We start from the raw sequence: 16,275 nt of genomic DNA on the forward strand, positions 1-16,275 counted from the left end.
CGGGGTGTCCGACGCGGTTCGAACCGCGCGTCATCCCCGGAACTGCGCCTGATCCCCGCGCTCGGCGAGCGGGTCAGACGGATGCCGCGCGGCGGGCCTCCCAGCCGGTGCGGACCATCTCGTCGACCGAGTAGCGATTCGCCCATTCGAGGTCGCGGGCGGCGAGCTCTCCGGTGGCGACGATGCGGTCGGGGTCGCCGGGCCGGCGGGGGCCGACCCTCGGCGTGAAGTCGATGCCGGTCACCCGGGCCATCGCGTCCATGATCTCGCGGACCGAGAGGCCGTTCTGCGACCCGAGGTTGTAGGCCGGCTCGACGCTCTCACCGGCGGCGAGGCGCTGGGCGGCGACGACGTGGGCCGCGGCGATGTCGGCGACGTGGACGTAGTCGCGCACGTTCGTGCCGTCTTCGGTGTCGTAGTCGTCGCCGTTGATCTGCGGGGTCTCACCGGCGATCAGCTTCTCGAAGACGATGGGGAAGAGGTTGTGGGGGCTGGTGTCGTAGACGGACGGGTCGCCCGAGCCCACGACGTTGAAGTAGCGCAGCGAGGTGTGGCGCAGGGGTGCGGGGGAGTCCACGGTCGCGACGGCCTGATCGCGCAGGAGCCACTCGCCGATGAGCTTCGACTCGCCGTAGGGCGACGCGGGACGCTTGGGCAGGTCCTCCGTGACGAGCGGCACGTCGGGGGTGCCGTAGACGGCGGCGCTGGAGGAGAAGACGATCTTGTCGACGCCCGCGGTTTCCATCGCCTCGAGCACGATCCGCGTGCCCTCGACGTTCTGCGCGTAGGTGTGCAGGGGGCGGGTCACCGAGACTCCGGCGTACTTGTAGCCGGCGACGTGGATGACGCCCTCGACGCCGTGCTCGCGCAGCGCGCCCTCGACGAGCGGACGGTCGAGGATCGAGCCGCGGACGAACGGCACGCCCTCGGGGACGAACCCCGCGTGCCCGCTCGACAGATCGTCGAGGACGACGGGGTCGAGACCCGCCGCGGCGAGGGCGCGCACGACATGCGCGCCGATGTATCCAGCACCACCGGTGACCATCCAGCTCATGACATCCATCCTGCCCGATCGCGGCGGGGCTCCCTCACGCTCACTCCTCGCGGTGGCCGAGGTCGGGCGCGGCGACGAACGCGGCGACGGGCTCGACGACGTGCTCGAGCTCGACGACGACGATCTCGTTCGCCCCGGCGCGGGTGGCGGGTGTGGGCACGTACAACGTGCGCTGCGGGCCGTTGCGCCAGTACCGGCCGAGGAAGAACCCGTTCACGAACGCGTAGCCCTTGCTCCAGGCATCCGTGTCGAGGAAGAGGTCGGCGGGCTCGTCGAGGTCGAACGTGCCCACGAGGCCGGTGCGGCCCGCCGTCGTCTGCTCGGACGCAGCGGGGATGCCGGCGGCGACGCCCGCGAGGTCGACGGGCTGCGCCGTCCAGCCGGAGAGCTCGTGTCCGCCGAGGGTCACGGGGCCGACGAGGCCCTTGTTCTCGCCGAGGCGGACGTCGTAGTTGACGCGGCCCTGGTCCTCGACGAGCACCGTCAGCCGCGACCCGCGGGGGATCGACAGCGACCGCTCGTGCAGCGCGCGCTGCAGGCGGCCGATCGGCGCGCCGTCGACCGCGACCCAGGCGAGGTCGCGAACCTCCGCGAAGGCGAGCACGGCGCTGTCGGAATCACCGAACGGCTCGGCGGGCAGCGCGATGTCGTAACGCACGAGAGGTCCGAGCTGTCCGAGCTCTTCGAACGTGGGAGGAAGGTCGACCGCGCCGCCGTCAGCACCCGTCGCGGGCAGCCAGTCGCCCGTGGTCCGCAGCGGGACCGACAGGACGGGAGCCGCAGGCCGCGCGGGCGGCACCTCGTCGGGGACCGGGGCGTACCGGGCGATGACCTCGCGGAACGCGTGGTACTTCTCGGTCGGGTGGCCCGATTCGTCCAGCGGAGCGTCGTAGTCGTACGAGGTGACGATGGGGGCGTAGCGGCCCTTGTCGTTCGCGCCGTTCGTGGTGCCGAAGTTCGTGCCGCCGTGGAGCATGTAGATGTTCACCGACGCTCCCGCGGCGAGCAGGGCGTCGAGCTCGGATGCCGAGGCCGCGGCATCCGTGGTGTGGTGCACCCCGCCCCACCAGTCGAACCAGCCGTCCCAGAACTCCGAGCACATGAGCGGCCCGGTCGGCTGGTGCTCGCGCAGCGTCGCGAGGCGCTCGGTGGCGCGCGAGCCGAACGATCCGGTCGTGTGCAGGTCGGGCAGCGTTCCGGCCGCGAGCATGTGGGGCTCGGGCTGGTCGACGGTCGTCAGCGGCACGGTGATGTCGCAGGCGCGGGTGAGCTCGGTGAGCGTGCGGAGGTAGTCGTGGTCCGAGCCGTAGGCGCCGTACTCGTTCTCGATCTGCAGGAGCACGACGTTGCCGCCGCGATCGATCTGACGCGGGGCGACGATCTCGTAGACCCGGCGCAGGTAGGTGCTCACCGCCTCGAGGTACTGCGGCTCGGAACGGCGCAGCCCGATGCCGGGCGTGCTGGTGAGCCACACCGGAAGTCCGCCGTTGTGCCACTCGGCGCAGATGTACGGGCCGGGGCGCACGATCGCATGCATGCCCTCCGCCGCGATGAGGTCGAGGAAGCGCCCCAGGTCGTTCCAGCCCGTGGCATCCCATTCGCCGCGCACCGGCTCGTGGGCGTTCCAGGCGACGTACGTCTCGATCGTGTTGAGCCCCATGAGCCGCGCCTTGCGGATGCGGTCGGCCCAGTGGTCCGGGTGGATGCGGAAGTAGTGCAGGGCTCCCGCGAAGACCCGGTGGGGGCGCCCGTCGAGGAGGAAGTCGGTCTCGCCGATGCTGAAGGTCGTCACGCGGTCACTCGATTCGTTCCGGGGTTCAGGCGCACGGTCACGCGCGCCCAGGAGAGCGGGGGAAGGGTCAGGGTCACGGCGCTGTCGCGGATGTCGACGGCGAGGGATGCCGGCGCGACGGGCTGCGACGACGCGCTGTTGACGGTGTGCCGGTCGCCGCCGGCGGGGACGGTCAGCACGAGCGCCTCCGCGCCCGCGGCCGAGCGGTCGAGATCGATCGTGACGGGTGTCTCGGCGTCGAGTCCGCGGTGCACGAGGAAGATCGACAGCTCGTCGCCGGCGATCGTCGCAACGGCGTCGACGGCGCCCACGTCGCCGTAGCGCGCGGTCGGGATGACGCCAGTGTCGATGACCGGGACAACGACGTGGCCGGATGCCGCGGCCGCGGTCAGCTGGAAGGGGAAGAAGGTGGTCTGCCGCCAGGCCGCGCCGCTCGGCTCGGTGCGGATCGGCGCGATGACGTTGACGAGCTGCGCGAGATTCGCCATCGAGACGCGGTCGGCGCGGCGGAGCATCGTGATGAGGAGGGACCCGACGACGACGGCATCCGTGACGGTGTAGTCGTCCTCGATGAGGCGCGGGGCGACGGGCCAGTCGCCCGTGAACACCTCGGGCTTGTCGACCTCGTTCCAGCGGGTCTGGTTCCAGACGTTCCACTCGTCGACGCTGATGCCGATGGGGTCGGTGATGCCGCGCTCGGCGCGCACCTCGTCGATGATGCCGGCGACCTCGCCGATGTAGGCGTCGAGGGCGGCGCCGGAGGCGAGGAAGCTCGCGGGGTCGCCCGGGGTCTCCTCGTAGTAGGCGTGCACGGAGATGTGGTCGACGAGTCCCGCGGTGTGACGGAGCACGGTGCGCTCCCACTCGCCGAAGGTCGGCATCTCGTGGTTCGAGCTGCCCGCGGCGACGAGCTCGATGTCGGGATCGATGAACCGCATGAGCCGGGCGCTCTCGGCGGCGAGGCGGCCGTACTCGTCGGCGGTCTTGTGCCCGATCTGCCAGGGGCCGTCCATCTCGTTGCCCAGGCACCAGAGCCGGATGCCGAAGGGCTCGGCGCGCCCGTTCTCGCGGCGGCGCTCCGACAGGGCGGTGCCGCCCGGGTGATTGGCGTACTCGAGCAGGTCGGCGGCCTCGGCGACGCCGCGCGTGCCGAGGTTCACGGCCTCCATGAGCTCGAGCCCCGCCTGCTCGGCCCACGCGGCGAACTCGTGCAGCCCGACCTGGTTGGTCTCGGTGCTGTGCCATGCGGCATCCAGGCGCACGGGGCGCTGGCCGCGCGGGCCGACGCCGTCCTCCCACCGGTAGCCCGAGACGAAGTTGCCCCCGGGATAGCGCACGACGGTCGCGCCCAGCTCACGCACGAGCTCGAGGACGTCGGCGCGGAAGCCGGCGTCGTCGGCCGTGGCGTGACCCGGCTCGAAGATGCCGTCGTAGACGCAGCGGCCCATGTGCTCGACGAAGGTGCCGAAGAGCCGGCGCGGGACCACCGGCCCGGGTGCGGCCGTGTCGAGCGAGATGCGGGTGGGGGAGGTCATTGCTCTTCTCCTGGGGGGACATGGCGAGGGGCGGGCCGGACCGAAGCTCGATGCGACCCGCCCCTCGTCGGGCGTCACTTGTTGACGGTGAAGCCCTGGTCGTTGCCGTACTGCACGAGCTGGTCCTGCCACGTGGCGAGGCCCTCGTTCAGGTCGGACTTCGAGGCGTAGGACTGCCCGACGGTGTCGCTGAAGATGCTGTTCGCGTACACCTGGAAGGGCAGGTACTGCCAGCCGGGACGCACGTCCTTGGCCGCCTGCACGAGCACCTCGTTGATCTTCTGGCCGCCGAAGTACTCGGGTGCCTTGTTCAGGAACTCATCCGACTCGAGCTGCGCGGTCGTCGAGGGGAAGCCGCCGCTCTCGGCGAAGATCGTCAGGCTCTCCTCGGCGTTGTTCAGCCACTTCAGGAACGCGGCGGCGAGGGCCGGGTTCTCGCTCTGCTTCGTGACCGCCTGGCCGCCGCCGCCGTTCTCGGCCGAGACCGGGGTGCCGTCGTAGGTCGGCATGGGAGCCACGCGCCAGTCGCCCGCCGCGTCGGCCACCGACGACTCGAGGTTGCCGGGCATCCAGGCGCCGATGACGAGGGTCGCGATCGAGCCGTCGCCGAGGCCCTTGAACCACTCGTCGCTCCAGCTCGGGGTGCTGGCGATCAGGTCGTCCTCGACGAGCGTGTTCCAGGTGTCGGCCCACTTCTTCGAGCCCTCGTCGGCGACGTTGATCGTCACGTCGGTGCCATCGGCGGAGAACGGCTGGCCGCCCGCCTGCCAGATCATGCTGGTGGCGAAGCCGGCGTCACCGGTATCGTTCGTGATCTTCTTCGTCGGGTCGGCGGCGGTGAGCTGACGCGCGGTGGCGATGTACTCGTCCCACGTCGTCGGGACCGTCAGGCCGTACTGGTCGAAGACCGCCTTGTTGTAGAACAGCGCCATGGGACCCGAGTCCTGCGGGAGGCCGTAGATCTTGCCGTCGAAGTCGACGGAGTTCCACGTCGAGGCGGTGTAGTCGCTCTCGAGGTCGCCGAAGCCGTAGGGCGCGAGGTCGAGCAGCCCGTCGGTGAGGGCGAACTGCGGGAAGGCGTAGTACTCGATCTGCACGACGTCGGGGGCGCCCGAGCCGGCCTTGATCGCGTTCTGGAGCTTGGTGTACTCCTCGGTGTTGGTGCCCGCGTTGACGACGTTGACCTTGACCTCGGGGTACTTCTTCATGAACGCCTCGGCCTGCGCCTCGGCGGACGGGGTCCACGACCAGTAGGTGATCTCACCGCCGGCCTTCAGGGCCGCGTCGAGGTCGTCGGGGTTGCCGCTGCCCGCGGCGGGGCCGGAGGACGAGCAGGCGGCCAGCACGAGGCCGGCGGCTGCGGTCAGGGCCACGACGGATGCGGCGCGACGCAGCGCCGATCCCTTGCGCATGGGTGTCATGGGAGTTCCTTCACTTCGTTGTTGTGGATTCGGGTTGTTGTGGATTCAGGTGGTGCGGAATACAGGGTCTTCGGGGGGTGTGCTCACTGCTTGACGCTGCCGGCGCTCAGACCGGACTGCCAGAAGCGCTGCAGCATGAGGAAGGCCACCACGATCGGGATGATCGACAACAGCGATCCGGTGATCACCAGGTTGTAGATCGGCTGCGCCGCGGCTCCGGTGGCCTGGGCGTTCCACTGGTTGAGCCCGACGGTGAGCGGGTACCAGGCGGGGTCGCTGAGCATGATGAGCGGGAGGAAGTAGTTGTTCCACGTGGCGACGACCGCGAACAGCAGCACGGTGACGATGCCGGGCATGAGGAGCTTGGTCGAGATGGTGAAGAACGTGCGCATCTCGCTGGCGCCGTCCATCCGAGCGGCCTCGAGCAGCTCGGTGGGAACGGCGTCGCTGGCGAACACCCACATCAGGTACAGGCCGAAGGGGCTGATGAGCGAGGGGATGATGATCGCCCACGGGGTGTTCGTCAGGCCCAGCTGGCTGAACATGAGGAACGTGGGGACCGCGAGGGCGGTGCCGGGAACGGCGACGGCGCCGATGACGACGGCGAAGACCGCCTTGCGGCCGCGGAAGTTGTACTTCGCCAGGCCGTAGCCCGCCATTGTGGCCAGCACCGTGGCTCCGCCCGCGCCGACGACGACGTAGAGGAGCGTGTTGCCGAGCCACCGGAGGAAGATGCCGTCGCGGTAGGTGAACGTGTCGACGATGTTGTTCCACAGGTTGAAGCTGTCGCCGAACCAGAGGCCGAACGTCGTGAACAGGTCGCCCTGCGTCTTCGTCGCGTTGATGATCAGCCAGAACAGCGGCAGCAGCGTGTAGAGGATGAACAGGCTCATCACGACGGTGAGTACGACGGACTTCCGCCGGGCGAACGGCGTGCTGCGGGCGAGGGCGGGAGCGGTCATCGCATCTCCTGACGGGATCCGCGCAACTGGACGACGTAGGCGATGACCGCCGTGATGACGCCCATGATGATCGCGACGGTGGCGGCGTAGTTGTACTGCTGGCCGGCGAACGAGAGGTTGTACGCGTACATGTTCGGCGTGAAGAACGTCGTGATCGTGTTCGGGGCCAGGGGCTTGAGGATGTTCGGCTCGTTGAAGAGCTGGAAGCTGCCGATGATCGAGAAGATCGTGGCGATGACGATCGAGCCGCGCAGAGCGGGGATCTTGATCGAGAGGATCGTGCGCCAGGCGCCGGCGCCGTCGAGGGATGCCGCCTCGTACAGCTCACCGGGGATGGTCTTGAGCGACGAGTAGAAGATCAGCATGTTGTAGCCGACGAACTGCCACGTCACGATGTTGCCGATCGAGACCATCATCCACTCGGGGAGGAAGGGTCGCAGGACCTGGGCACCGAGCAGATCGTTGATGTTGCCGGCGAGGCCGAACTGGTCGCCGTAGATGTAGCCCCACATGAGGACCGCGACGACGGCGGGCACGGCGTAGGGCAGGAAGATGATGATCCGGTAGAAGCCCGAGGCGTGCAGGCGCGCGCTGTCGATCGCGAGGGCCGCAGCGAGGGCGAGCACGAGCATGATCGGCACCTGGATCAGCAGGAACAGCAGCACGCGGAGGAAGCCGTCCCACAGCTTCGGGTCGGCGAAGGCCGTCAGGTAGTTCTCGAAGCCGACGAACGCGTTGCCGCCGACGATCTGCTCGCGGAAGAAGCTGAGGTAGAGCGCGTAGGCGAGGGGTGCGAGGAAGACGAGGGCGAACACGATCGCGAAGGGCCCCACGAAGAGCCATCCGCGCTGTTCGACGCTGACGCGCCGCCGCTTCCGCGCGGTGCGCACGGCGGGAGGGGGTGCCGTTGTGGTCGTCATCGTCCGTGCCTCTTCTGTGATGCAGGCGCTCGCCGATTGAGCGCGGATGTTGACGTAAACATAACTCGGAGACGCTAGCATGTCAACGTCAACATCAAGGAGGATCCGGGCATGGGTAAAGCAGGGCCAGCCGTACGCCCGGACGCTCGACCGCGGCGTCGGGAAGTGTCGATGGCCGACGTGGCGGCGATGGCCGGCGTGTCGGGTCAGACCGTCTCGCGGGTCGCGAACGGCCGCGAGAACGTCGACCCCGAGACCCGGGCGCGCGTCCAGGATGCGATGGCGCAGCTCGGCTATCGACCCAACAGTGCCGCGCGTGCACTGCGTTCGGGGCGCTTCCGCAGCATCGGCGTGATCATGTTCTCGCTCGCGAGCTACGGCAACACGCGCACGCTCGACGCCGTGGCATCCGTCGCCGCCGAGGCGGGGTACTCCCTCACCGTCATCACGGTGCAGTCGGCGACGCAGTCCGACGTCTCGGGTGCATTCGTGCGCCTGGCCGAGCATGCCGTCGACGGCGTCATCATCCTGATCGAGACGCATCGTCTGGGCGAGCGCGAGCTGGCGCTGCCGACGGGACTCCCCGTCGTCGTGGTCGACTCGAGTGCCGATTACCCGTATCCCGTCGTCGACAACGACCAGACGCTGGGCGCGCGCCTCGCGACCGAGCACCTGCTCGACCTCGGGCACGAGACGGTGAGCCACATCTCAGGGCCGCGGGAGTCGTTCGCCGCCGAGCGCAGGCGAGCCGCCTGGCACGACACGCTCGTCGCCCGCGGTGCGGCTGTGCCCGAGGTGCACGTCGGGGACTGGACCGCGGAGTCGGGTTACGAGATCGGTCGGGCGCTCGCCGGCGACCACCGCGTGACGGCGGTCTTCGTCGCCAACGACCGCATGGCGCTCGGGCTGCTGCGCGCGCTGCACGAGGCCGATCGCCCTGTGCCGGCGAGCGTCAGCGTCGTCGGGTACGACGATGCTCCCGAGTCGGCGAACTTCTGGCCCCCGCTGACGACCGTACGTCAGCACTTCGACCGGATCGGCGCGGCCGCCGTGCGGTCGCTGCTCACCGAGATCGACGGGGGAGAGGTGCCGGCCGAGCGCACGCTCGTCCCCACCGAGCTCGTCGTGCGTGCGAGTTCCGGCCCGCGCCGCTGATCAACCGTTGCACCGGGACAGAGGCGTCCCGTAGGCTCGATGTTGACGTCAACATGTTTACGTCAACATCACCCCCCCTGAGGTCGCATCGTTGCGACCGGATAGGAATGACGATGAAGTCAGCTCGACTGATGTCGATGACCTGCGCGGTGGCGCTCGCGTCCGGTGGGCTCACCGCTGCGACCGCCGTCGCGCCCCCGCCGGTGCATGCCGCCGACGCCGCTGCCGTGCGGATCACTCCGAATCCCGCCACCGCCTCGGAGAAGCCGTTCGAGGGATGGGGCACGAGCCTCGTCTGGTTCGCCAACGCGACCGGCGACTATCCCGACGACGTCCGGCAGGACCTCTTCGACGCCGTCTTCGGCGACGAAGGCCTGAACCTCAACATCGCGCGCTACAACATCGGCGGCGGCAACGCCTCCGACGTCCCGCCGTACCTGCGGCCGGGCGGCGCGGTTCCCGGCTTCTGGAATCCGAACCTGCCGGCGACCGATGACGAAGGGGCGATCACCTCGACCTTCGCTGACCGCGACCGGTACCGGGATGCCTGGGACCCCGACGATCCCGACGCCTTCGACTTCTCCCAGGATTCCGCTCAGCGCTGGTGGCTCGACGCGCTGAAGGACAAGGTCACGCACTGGGAGGCGTTCAGCAACTCCCCGCCCTACTTCCTCACCCAGAGCGGCTACGTCTCGGGCGGGATCAACAACGCCACGAGCGAGCAGCTCGCCCCGGCGGACATGGACAAGTTCGCCGGCTATCTGGTGAACGTCGTCGACGAGCTCGAGCGGGTCCACGACATCTCGTTCGACACGATCGACCCGTTCAACGAGCCCAACACGAACTACTGGTCGACGCAGATCCCCGACGGTGCCACGTGGCCCACCGGCGGACGCCAGGAGGGTGCGCACATCGGGCCGGAGGCGCAGGACGCGATGATCGCCGCCCTCGCCGACCGCCTCGCGCAGCCGGGGACGACCACCGACGCGGTCATCTCGGCGATGGACGAGACCAACCCCGGCATCTTCGCCACCAACTGGAACACGTGGTCTGCGGAGGCGAAGGGCCTCGTCGACCAGCTGAACGTCCACACGTACGGCACCGGCGGGCGCCAGGTCGTCCGCGACATCGCCAAGGCCGCCGACAAGCCGCTGTGGATGAGCGAGGTCGAGGGCAACTGGACCGATCAGAGCAAGGGGTTCGTCACCGACGACATCGACAACGGCCTCGGCATGGCCCAGCACATCGTCGGTGACCTGCGCGAGCTCGAGCCCGACGCCTGGGTGTTCTGGCAGCCGGTCGAGGACCTCTACAACATGGAGAAGGTCGAGAAGCTGAACTGGGGCAGCGTCTTCATCGACTTCGACTGCAATGACGAGGGGCAGTCCGAGCGCCGGCTCCGCGACGGTGACGCCGACCCCTCCTGCAAGGTGCTGACGAACGAGAAGTTCAACACCGTGCGCAACTTCACGCACTACATCACCCCCGGCGACCGCTTGATCGCGACCGACAACGCGCAGTCGACGGCGGCGATCGACGCCGACGGCGAGGGCGCCACGATCGTGCACGTCAACGCCGAGGCCGCCGAACGCACGGTGGAGATCGACCTGAGCGACTTCGGCACGGTGGCCCCCGGGGCGACCGTGACCCCCATCGTGACGACGCAGTCGACCGCCGCGGAGCCCTCGGTCAACGCGCTCCGGCAGGGGCAGCCGGTCGCCGTGGACGCGGCATCCCGCACCGCGACGCTGACGGTGCCCGCCAAGTCGGTCGTGACCTTCGTCATCGACGGCGTCTCGGGCGTCTCATCGGATGCCGCGGCCTTCCGCGACGGCGAGACGGTGCAGCTCACGGGTCTTCAGAGCGGACTCGCCCTCGACGGCAGCTCGAGCCTCGCGGTCCGTTCACTCGCCACCACGGCCGAGGCCGCCCGCGGACAGGCCTGGACCGTCCGCACGATCGAGGGCGCGGGCGCCAACCGCCATCGCTTCACGCTGCAGAACGGTTCCGGGCAGTTCCTCGCTTCGCGCGGCACGGCCACGGCGCTCGTGGATGCCGACCCGGCGGCAGCCGCGGCCGATCCCGCCCTGCAGTGGATGGCCTCGACGACGGACGGCACGTACTACTCGGTGCTCAACGTCGCCGCGGAGCGCGTGCTCGACGTGAACGGCGGCAGCACGACGTCCGGCGCTGCGGTGGGCCTGTGGACCTCGAACGGCGGCGGGAACCAGCAGTGGCGCATCGCGAGCACGAGCGTCGCGGGCACCGAGCCCGTCACGGTCGCGACCGCTGTCGGCGTCGCCCCGACGCTGCCCGCGTCCGTGAGCGTGCGCTACGTCGGAGGGACGGTGCGACAGGCGCCGGTGACGTGGCAGCTCGACGGTGTCGACTTCTCGCGCCCCGGTGCGGTGGAGGTCACCGGCACGGGCACCGAGCTGTTCGGCGGCTCGTTCGAAGCGACCGCGACCGTCGAGATCGGCGCCTACACCGCGACGCGGCCGGCATCCGTCACCGTCCCGGCCGGAAGCGCCCTCGACGCCGTCAGGAGCCAGGCCGACGACACCGTGGAGGCCGAGCTGCGACCCTCGGGAGCGGGCTTCCCGGTCCCGGTCGAGTGGGCGTGGGACGGCATCGCCGATGGTGCGTTCGCCGAGCCCGGCACGGTCTCGGTGCCCGGCGTGGCCACGGGCCCGAGCGGCGAGAAGCTCGACGCGCGGCTGACCGTGATCGTCACGGCCGCGTCCGAGCGCAACGTCGCCCCCGAGAGCCGCCCGAGCGCGACCTTCACCGAGAGCGCGCAGTACGCGGTGAGCAACACGATCAACGGAAGCTCGACCGACAAGGGCTGGTCGAACTGGCGCTCGGGCACGAAGAACGCGCAGGACACCCTGAGCTACGCCCTGGCGCAGCGCGAGACCCTGACGCGTGTCGCCGTGCAGTTCTACCGCGACGGCAGCTCGCTGAGCTGGCCCGCGACCATGCGGGTCGACCACCGCGTGAGCGGCGGCGACTGGGTCGAGGGCGACCTCGTTCCGGTGCCGGAGCCCACCGCGGGTGCGCCGCGCGTCGAGGTGCCGGTCACCGGCGCCGCCGACGAGGTGCGCGTCGTGCTGAACGCCCGTCCCGACACGCACATGATCGTGTCGGAGGTCGAGATCTTCGCCGCAGCACCGGCGCCGGCCGGGATCGCGGATCTCGCGCGCCTCACGGTCGGCGACGAGCCCGTCGACGGGTTCGCGCCCGACACGCTGGAGTACACCGTCACGACGACGGGGTCCGCGTGGCCGATGCTCCACGCGCTCGCGGTCGACGACGATGCCACGGTCGTCGTGACCCAGCCTGGCGAGGACCAGGCTGGCGACGTGCAGCGCATGGCGGCGGATGCCGCGCCTGCGGCCGACGACGTGATCAGCAGCACCGGAACCGTGACGGTCACGGCTCCCGACGCCGCCTCGCGCACCTACTCGGTGACCGTGAACCGCGCCGTCGGCGTCGAGACGCCGGTCGTGTCGGGCGAGCCGCGCGTCGGCGCGACCGTGCGCGCGGTGGCCGTCACCGATCCCGCGGACGCGGCACGCGCGTTCGTCTGGCTGCGCGACGGGGCGGCGATCGATGGCGCCACCGCCGACACCTACGCGCTGACGGCCGCCGACGAAGGCCGGGAGATCTCGGTCGAGGTGGCCGCCGAGGCGGCCGGCTTCATCGACGGCAGCGCCCGCTCAGCGGCGATCGTCCCGACCGCCGCCGTCGTCGACCCGGGAACGGGCGGCGGCACCGATGGCGGCACCGGCGGCGGCACCGGCGCTCCGGGTTCGGGCGCTGGCTCGGGTTCGGGTTCGGGTAGCGGCTCGGCGACGGGGGCCGGAGCGAACGGCTCGGCTGCCTCGACGGACGCGCGCGATCTCGCACGCACGGGAGGGGATGCCGGCGGCATCACCGCGACGGTGATGGGCGCGCTCGCGCTGCTCATGCTCGGCGCCGGAGCGCTCGTGCTGCGTCGCCGACGCGCGCAGGCCTGAGCGCCTGACAACGGAGGCCGTGCCGATCGATGTGAACGATCGGCACGGCCTCGCCGTCTCCGGAGAATCCCGCGCTTCTCGGAGCTTCAGCTCTCGCGGCATCCGATTTACGCGTCATTCTCCGAGTTCGCTGGCGCCGCGCGCCGCGTGCCGCATCACGCGAGGTGCTGCCAGGGACCGCGCAGCCGGAGCGACGCGCGTAGGGATGTCGCCACGGCATCGGCTCGCCGCGACTCCGCATCCGTCGCGAGGGCGATCGTCGAGGCCGGAGACAACGCCAGCACCTCGACGGTGATCTCGCTCGTCGGTGTCGCACCGGCGTCCCGAAGCGACAGCGACCAGCGCGTGCCGTCCCAGAAGCGGTCGTCGACGATGCGGCCGTCGACCAGGAACCGTCCCACGTCGCCCGCCCAGTCGAGGTCGAGCACCGCGTCCGCCTCGGGGTCCAGCGAGGTCGCGGGGAGCTGCACCCGGTACCGGGCGGCCCGCTCGGCGAACGTCTCGTCCGACGGCGCGCGGTGACGCGGGCCGCCGAAGCCGTAGTCCGTCGCCGGAGCGGCTGGCGGGCGGACGAGCTCGACTCCCACCGGCGCGCTGCCCATCGCGGTAACGCGGCCGGGCCCGCCGGGCGCGCCGGGCGCGCCCGTGACGATCGACCACTCGCCGGTGTGCGGGTCGTAGCGGTGAGCCTCCCGAGCGCCACGGAGCATCGCGATGTCGGCATCCCACGCCAGCTCGCCATCGGTCAGCCACAGCTCCGGGCGCGACCCGGGGCGCACCCAGAGCCGGTCGGCGTCGGCGGCCGGCAACACCACGACATCGAGGTCGTCGAAGCGGAGCGGAGCGCGTCCCGGCCGGGCGACCTGCGATCCGGCCTGGCCGATCGCGATCTCGGCTGGGATGCCGCGATCTTCGAGCAGCACCAGCGTCGGACGCGGGCCGCCCGAGAGGACCGTGATCAAGGTGGCCGTCGCCCAGGCGACCCGTGCCCGACCCACGGTGAGCCCGACGGGCCATCGAGCGAGCGTCCCCGCGGGGACCGTGACCGGACGTGACGGGAGCACGGTCTCGGTGTCGCCGACGACGACGCGCAGCTGGACGTCGGCGACGTCCTCCACCTGTTCGTACGGCTGGTGGTGCGAGATCACGACGACGCCCTCCGCTCCGTCGGAACGCAGCGCCCACCGGAGGGTGGTCCGGTCGTCGAGCGACGCGGCGCGGACGTCGGGAAGAGCAGACGACATGCCGGACAGGCGGTCGCCGAACGCGGTGAGGAAGGCGTGCTGCGCGCGCAGCAGCGGAGCGGAGTCGGCGAGGTCGCCCGACTGCCCGATCGGGGCGTGGAAGTCGTAGCCGAACTCGGGGAGGTCGTTGGGATACCCGGTGTCGATCGTCTCCTGCAGATCGGGTCCGGGGTTCCGGCCGCCGACGAACATGTAATAGCCCTGCCAGGCCGACCCGTTGCCGATCTTGATGTGGGCGAGCGCGGCGACATCGCGTCCTCCGAGTACCGGGCGACGGTGGTACGCGGTGGCCATCCCCCCGCCCAGCTCGCAGGTCGCCGGGGGGAAGCCGTGCAGGTCGGCCGTCGCGCTCGCCGCCGCGAAGCCCTGGCTCGCGCGCACGTCCGCCCCGACCCCCGGGTCGTCCCAGTCGTGTGAGGGGAAGTAATGCGCGCGGAACGTCGGGTCCCAGGGTGCGCCCGGGTCGACCCAGAATCCGTCCGCATACCCGCCGAAGAGCGGCATGACCTCACCGTCGGGCAGCTGCGCCCCGCCCCAGGCCGTCGCCGTCCACAGGGGTGCCGCCATGCCCGCTTCGCGGGCGAGGCGCTTGAGCGTGACCAGGTGCTCCGGACGGTCGTACAACTCGTTCTCGAGCTGGATGCCGATGACCGGCCCGCCTGGTCGCGCGCGGCCGCCCAGGGACGCGGCGAGCTGGCCGAACCACTCCCGGACGAGGTCGAGGTAGCCGGGGTCATCGCTGCGGAGGATGACCGGCAGAGCCTGGACCCAATCGGGGAAGCCGCCGTTGCGGGACTCGCCATGCGCCCACGGGCCGATGCGCAGCACGACATCGAGTCCCGCCGCAGCCGCCTCGTCGACGAAGGCCCCGATGTCGAGGTTCCCGTCGAAGCGCGGGTGCTCGCGCTCGGCGACGTGGTGGTTCCAGAAGGCGTAGGTCGATGCGACCGTGACGCCGGCGGCGCGCAGCTGCCGCATCCGCTCGGACCAGCGATCGCGCGGCAGTCGGCTGTAGTGCACCTCGCCCGACACCGGCACCCAGCCTTCACCGTGCCGGTACAGGGCGCGGTCGGTGACCGAGATGCCGCGGGCGCGCTCGTGGGGAGCGGGCAGCGGTGCGGGCCGTTCGGGCTGCGGCCACGCGGAATGCTCGACGCGGAGCAGCTCGCTCACAGCGCGCCGACGATCGCGTTGTCGAGTTCGTCGATGTCGACGCCGGAGCGCAACGCCCGGTTGGTCAGCAGCACCCACGCGATGCCCGCGGTCGGGTGCACCCAGAACTCCGTTCCCGCCCAGCCGCCGTGACCGTAGACGTCGCGGTCGATCAGGCCCGGCGCTCGGGTGCGGAGGTTCCAGGCGAGACCCCAGTCCTGCCCGCGCTCGGCAGGGTACGGCTCCAATCGGGGGATGTCGCCGGTCAGGGGTCGCCGCATCATCGCGAGCGTCGCCGGGGCGAGGATGCCGTCGCGGGCGCCGGCGTGGATCCGCAGCAGTTCGGTCCCGAGCGCGAGCAGGTCGTGCGCCTTCCCGGCGAGGCCGGCCCCGGGGTTGCGCTGCGCGGCGAAGGCCGCCATGTCGGCGCCCGCGGCGGCGGCATCCGCGATCGGCGCCGTGCCGTCGAGGTCGACCGACAGGCCGCCGGCGCCGATGCCCGATGCCCAGTCGGCGATGTCGTCGTGCCAGGTGCGGCCGCTCACGCTCTCGACGAGTGCGGCGACGCCCTCGAAGGCGAGCGTGGAGTACCGCGAGGCCGTGCCGGCGACGAAGTCACGGCCGCGGGTGAGCAGCTCGGTACGGAGCGGGAGTCGGGTGTCGAGCGGCGGCTCGCTGATGCCGCTCGTGTGGCTCACGAGGTGCGAGAGCCGCACGATGTCGTCCCGGTCGCGGCCGAACTCGGGCAGGGCACGGGTCAGCGGAGTCTGCAGCGTGAGCTCGCCGCGCTGGATGGCGCGGGCAGCGGAGATGCCCAGCAGCGGCTTCGTGATCGAGAAGAGCGCGTACCGATCGTCGATGTCCGCCGCGACGGCGTCGAGGGCGAGGACGCCGTTCGCATCGGCGACCCCGACGACCGCGGACGGCAGGCGGCCGTCCGTCACATGCCGGCGGGCCCAGTCGAACGCAGCGGTGAAGCTCGATGTCATCGCCCCAGCCTACGGGAAGCGTTTTCCGTTCG

10 protein-coding genes are annotated in these 16,275 nt (G+C 70.8%); 2 read left to right on the forward strand and 8 right to left on the reverse strand.

The features are described from left to right. Positions 1–73: 73 nt before the first annotated feature. The 6 genes from galE to P6897_RS02775 form a co-directional block, all read right to left on the reverse strand. The gene (galE, locus tag P6897_RS02750) at positions 74–1,054 is read right to left on the reverse strand and encodes a UDP-glucose 4-epimerase GalE (protein WP_282502018.1); all 981 of its coding nucleotides are present in this window, start codon (positions 1,052–1,054) and stop codon (positions 74–76) included. 40 nt (positions 1,055–1,094) lie between these two features. After that, positions 1,095–2,846: a beta-galactosidase family protein gene (locus tag P6897_RS02755; protein ID WP_282502019.1), complete on the reverse strand. Its 1,752-nt coding sequence runs from the start codon at positions 2,844–2,846 to the stop codon at positions 1,095–1,097. Then, the gene (locus P6897_RS02760) at positions 2,843–4,381 is read right to left on the reverse strand and encodes an alpha-L-arabinofuranosidase C-terminal domain-containing protein (protein ID WP_282502020.1); all 1,539 of its coding nucleotides are present in this window, start codon (positions 4,379–4,381) and stop codon (positions 2,843–2,845) included. The genes P6897_RS02755 and P6897_RS02760 overlap by 4 nt, the downstream gene beginning before the upstream one ends. Before the next feature lie 74 nt (positions 4,382–4,455). Beyond that, positions 4,456–5,802: an extracellular solute-binding protein gene (locus P6897_RS02765; RefSeq protein WP_282502021.1), complete on the reverse strand. Its 1,347-nt coding sequence runs from the start codon at positions 5,800–5,802 to the stop codon at positions 4,456–4,458. An 83-nt stretch (positions 5,803–5,885) separates the two neighbouring features. Further along, the gene (locus P6897_RS02770) at positions 5,886–6,764 is read right to left on the reverse strand and encodes a carbohydrate ABC transporter permease (RefSeq protein WP_112616345.1); all 879 of its coding nucleotides are present in this window, start codon (positions 6,762–6,764) and stop codon (positions 5,886–5,888) included. Beyond that, a complete protein-coding gene (locus P6897_RS02775; protein ID WP_112616347.1) occupies positions 6,761–7,684 on the reverse strand; it encodes a sugar ABC transporter permease in 924 nt (307 codons plus the stop codon). Before P6897_RS02775 ends, P6897_RS02770 begins: the two co-directional genes overlap by 4 nt. A 171-nt stretch (positions 7,685–7,855) precedes the next feature. On the opposite strand from P6897_RS02775, the gene P6897_RS02780 reads away from it, so the two are divergent. Together P6897_RS02780 and P6897_RS02785 are read left to right on the forward strand one after the other, a co-directional pair. After that, entirely contained in the window at positions 7,856–8,839 is a 984-nt protein-coding gene (locus P6897_RS02780) for a LacI family DNA-binding transcriptional regulator (protein ID WP_282502022.1), read from the forward strand. A 113-nt stretch (positions 8,840–8,952) separates the two neighbouring features. After that, a complete protein-coding gene (locus P6897_RS02785; RefSeq protein WP_282502023.1) occupies positions 8,953–12,858 on the forward strand; it encodes a glycoside hydrolase in 3,906 nt (1,301 codons plus the stop codon). A 155-nt stretch (positions 12,859–13,013) separates the two neighbouring features. Here the strand turns inward: P6897_RS02785 and P6897_RS02790 are convergent, their stop codons facing one another. Further along, a complete protein-coding gene (locus P6897_RS02790; protein WP_282502024.1) occupies positions 13,014–15,275 on the reverse strand; it encodes a beta-galactosidase in 2,262 nt (753 codons plus the stop codon). Beyond that, a complete protein-coding gene (locus P6897_RS02795; RefSeq protein ID WP_282502025.1) occupies positions 15,272–16,243 on the reverse strand; it encodes a serine hydrolase domain-containing protein in 972 nt (323 codons plus the stop codon). The genes P6897_RS02790 and P6897_RS02795 overlap by 4 nt, the downstream gene beginning before the upstream one ends. Between the last annotated feature and the right edge of the window lie 32 nt (positions 16,244–16,275).

The sequence above is a fragment of the Microbacterium sp. BDGP8 genome (genome assembly GCF_029991045.1).
Taxonomy (GTDB): Bacteria; Actinomycetota; Actinomycetes; order Actinomycetales; family Microbacteriaceae; genus Microbacterium; species Microbacterium plantarum.